Annotated in this window: 4 protein-coding genes and 2 pseudogenes; 1 reads left to right on the forward strand and 5 read right to left on the reverse strand. The window is 39.0% G+C overall.

Annotated elements, in window-relative coordinates; all coding sequences use genetic code 11:
• Positions 1 to 689, forward strand: a pseudogene (locus FTT73_RS15830) (ISNCY family transposase); the annotation flags it as partial.
• Positions 690 to 1,179: 490 nt separating this feature from the next.
• Here FTT73_RS15830 and nadS read toward each other — a convergent pair.
• The 5 genes and pseudogenes from nadS to FTT73_RS15850 form a co-directional block, all read right to left on the reverse strand.
• Entirely contained in the window at positions 1,180 to 1,452 is a 273-nt protein-coding gene (nadS, locus tag FTT73_RS15835; protein WP_180075627.1) for a NadS family protein, read from the reverse strand.
• A 216-nt stretch (positions 1,453 to 1,668) separates the two neighbouring features.
• Complete coding sequence (locus FTT73_RS15840) at positions 1,669 to 1,857, reverse strand: YqaE/Pmp3 family membrane protein (protein WP_180075626.1); 189 nt, start codon at positions 1,855 to 1,857, stop codon at positions 1,669 to 1,671.
• Positions 1,858 to 2,313: 456 nt separating this feature from the next.
• Positions 2,314 to 2,511 carry a hypothetical protein gene (locus FTT73_RS16475; protein WP_257220488.1) on the reverse strand — a complete coding sequence of 66 codons (198 nt, stop codon included), beginning with the start codon at positions 2,509 to 2,511 and terminating at the stop codon, positions 2,314 to 2,316.
• A 171-nt stretch (positions 2,512 to 2,682) separates the two neighbouring features.
• Positions 2,683 to 2,994, reverse strand: a pseudogene (locus FTT73_RS15845) (S16 family serine protease); the annotation flags it as partial.
• 52 nt (positions 2,995 to 3,046) lie between these two features.
• On the reverse strand, positions 3,047 to 3,513 hold a 467-nt coding region (locus FTT73_RS15850; protein ID WP_180191659.1), incomplete at its 5' end, for an IS6-like element IS1006 family transposase.

Consider the following 3,513-nt stretch of genomic DNA (forward strand, 5'->3'; position numbering starts at 1 on the left):
AGAAATCCAGGCAAGACAGCCAGATCACGCAATTTGGGCGGATTCTGAATGAGTTAAACATTGATATTATCTTCGCCAATTCACCCCAGGCCAAAGGTCGCGTAGAGCGAGCGAATAGAACCCTTCAGGACCGTTTGATCAAGGAGATGCGCCTGGAAGGCATCTGTTCGATTGCAGAAGCAAATGCCTGGTTGCCCTGCTTTATTGAGCAGTTCAATCAGAAGTTCGCCAAATGTGCGCGAAACTCAAAGAACCTGCATCGACCATTAACCGAATCTGATCTTGAACTGGATGATATTTTTACCTGGCAGGAACCGCGTAAGGTCACCAAGAACCTGACGATTACCTATGACAAATGTATTTATCTGCTTGAACCGACAGAGCTGAATCATAAGCTTGCTGGGCAATACATTTCATTTCTGGAGTATCCGGATGGCACTGTGGCCCTCATGCATGAAGGACGAAAGCTCAACTACAGCATCTTCAATAAATTGGCTGGGCTGCAGCAAAATGAGATTGTTGAGAATAAACGGTTAGGTTCAGTCCTGGCGCATATCCAGCAACAACATGAAGAATTGGAGAAACAGAATAAACGTTCCCGTGCCAAGAAAAGTATGCCGAGCCGTAAAGCTCAGAAAGCTGTTATTGAACAAAGAAATTTAAATCCTGTGCTTGACTCTTGTGGTTAAAAACAGGACATTTTAAATGGTTTATCGCATAGACATTTTAATTGGTGAATAACAACACTTGTATATTAATATAGATATCAACTACTTAATAAAACAAGAAAAATCCAAGAATGCCCAAAAATCCGATTTTGAAACAAGTCGGCTTTTTTATGAGCGGTTTTGATAGTTCTTGCCAATAATTTTGTTTAAAAAGTAATCAATTTTGAGATTTTTCAAATTTTATCAATGCCCCAATGTCCAAAATTATCCACATTTTTTGTGGATAAAATTTAGGCTATTTTGTACGCTTTAGCTTACATAAATTCCGGCCCTTTGCGGCTATTCGGAATAGTGGAATTTTCATATGATTGAATGGTCAGGAACAGGAAGTTCCATATAATTAAAAATAAGTACCAGGATGGCGCTATATAAGACAGGCAAAAGCACAGAGACCTAATGTTCCAATAAAAACCCCCGGCAGGATGCTGGGGTTTTTTATTATCTTAAATATTTAAATCAGAGTTGGATGAGCATCCAGAATGCGAATTAAAGTCGCTGCAGGACCAGTCGGATAGCGACGGCCTTGTTCCCAGTTTTGTAGAGTTCTGGCACTGATATGCAAACGTGCAGCAAATTCAGCTTGGGTTAAGCCTGTTTTCTCACGTACTTCTTTAATATCTGGTAATTCAAGCTCAGTCACTCGGCTTTCTTTCATCTCATTGCGTTTGATGGCACCAGCTTCTTTAATCGAAGCAACTAGGTCATCAAATAAGTTGTTATCCATGAAATTACTCCTTCACTAATTGACGCAGGATCGAGGTTTCTTTGTCTGTCAGATTATCTTTCACGGACTTTGGATAATTCATAAAAAATGAGTTCTTTTCTAAATGATATCTTTAGGCTAGGTAAAAATAAAAAACCACACTTAAAAGTGCGGTCAATTTGGAGAACGTCTCAGGTCTAAAAAGAAAAAAATAGTTAATTTTCCTCTTCACAGAAATTAGTAGAGCAATGCTTTCCTGATCTTTTTATCTGTCTTATACTGCGACAAAGCATATACAGCCCAGATTGCGGCCGGAATCCACCCTAGAATCGTAATCTGAAGAAATAAGCACATCATTCCTGCAAATGGACGACCTATCGTAAAAAACAGCAGCCAGGGAAAAATTAAAGCAACCAAAAGTCTCATATTACGGTCCTACTGATACGTTATTTCAGGTGAATTAATTTTCATTGAAGGGGTAAATTAAACAATTTTCGATCACGTTCGTCTGTTAAATACTTATCCATTTGTGTAATTAATTTGGCTCTAGCCTTTTCATCATCTCCGGTAATTTTCAACAGCAGGATCCGATTAAAATCTTGCGTCTAATATCACTGAGAAAATCCACGATTTGATGCATTTGTATCATCATCTTGATTAAGCCGGTTTTTCTTGCCGAATGGCTAAGAGACTTGTTTAGGTGTACTAATCAAAGTCGTGAAACTTTGATTAAAGAATAAGCGTGGAACGTGAAAAATCATAAAAAAAGCCCGGTCATGGAAACTCGGGCTATCAACTAGGAATTACAGCATTGATTTATATAGATAATTATAACGCATTTTGTATAACGTGTATTATGTTATTTTTAGGAAGTCTTTAGAGTTATCTTTCAAGTAACTGACCTATTTCTAACCTGGTATAGCCACGTTCTTTAAAGATCAAAATAATTGCTTTTTTATAGTCTTCAGAAGTAGAACTCTTATATTTAGTTATCAGTTGATTCTCAGAATTCAGCTCAAGATCATTTTTGATGGTCAATACTTCGCTAGAGATCTTGTTAAAGATATTTAGGTTAAACATACAGGCACTCATCATCCGTATTATAGCGGCCCGACTATAACGAATACCTGTCTTAGCTACGCTAGACACCCTTGGCCGCAAGGATTACAAATTAAGAGAAATTCCGCAAGTTTTTGTCTATTGAAAGAATAAATAATCTCCTAACTGTTATCTATTTAGACAGATATGAAATTAATCCACCCCTAACCCTTTAAACACCGCATCCACCGGATCTGCATAAAAGCTGGTCTGGAACTTGGTAAACAGTTCCACAGGAATCGTTGGGATATCTGCCGCACTACTCATTGGTAAAGCAACCTTCTTGGCACCCGCATCAAAAGCAACTTGCAGACATTCGGCAATACTTTCCACCGGTGTCACTGAACCACCCAAGCTCATATCACCCAGTACCACCATCTGACTTTGTACCGATCGTCCTAAGAGGCCAGAAGCGAAAGCCACTAAACTTGGCAGAGCAAGATGGCTGAGCGGGCCGGTATTCTGGGCACTGTTGCAAATAGAAATTTGAGTCGATGATGTTCCCTTTAAAAAGTGCTTAGAGACCGAAAACTCTATTCACCAGATAGACTTCACCCTGAGGCTGACCATAATAAAATGACGAAGCTTGGCCTTTACGTAGTGCACGCATGACTTCAATACCTTTAATTGTGGCATAAGCCGTCTTCATAGATTTGAATCCTAACGTGGCCCTGATGATCCGCTTTAGCTTACCATGATCACATTCAATCACGTTATTTTTATACTTAATCTGCCTGTGCTCAAGGTCTGGTGGACATTTACCTTCCCGTTTTAACCGTGATAAAGCACGTCCATATGTGGGTGCTTTATCCGTGTTGATCACTTGTGGAATTTGCCACTTCTTCACATTATTTAACATTTTTCCAAGAAAACAATATGCTGATTTGGTATTACGTCTAGAAGAAAGATAAAAATCAATGGTATCGCCACGTTGATCGACTGCACGATACAGATAAGACCATCGTCCATTCACTTTTACATAGG

The organism is Acinetobacter sp. YH01006 (genome assembly GCF_013420445.1).
GTDB lineage: Bacteria > Pseudomonadota > Gammaproteobacteria > Pseudomonadales > Moraxellaceae > Acinetobacter > Acinetobacter pseudolwoffii.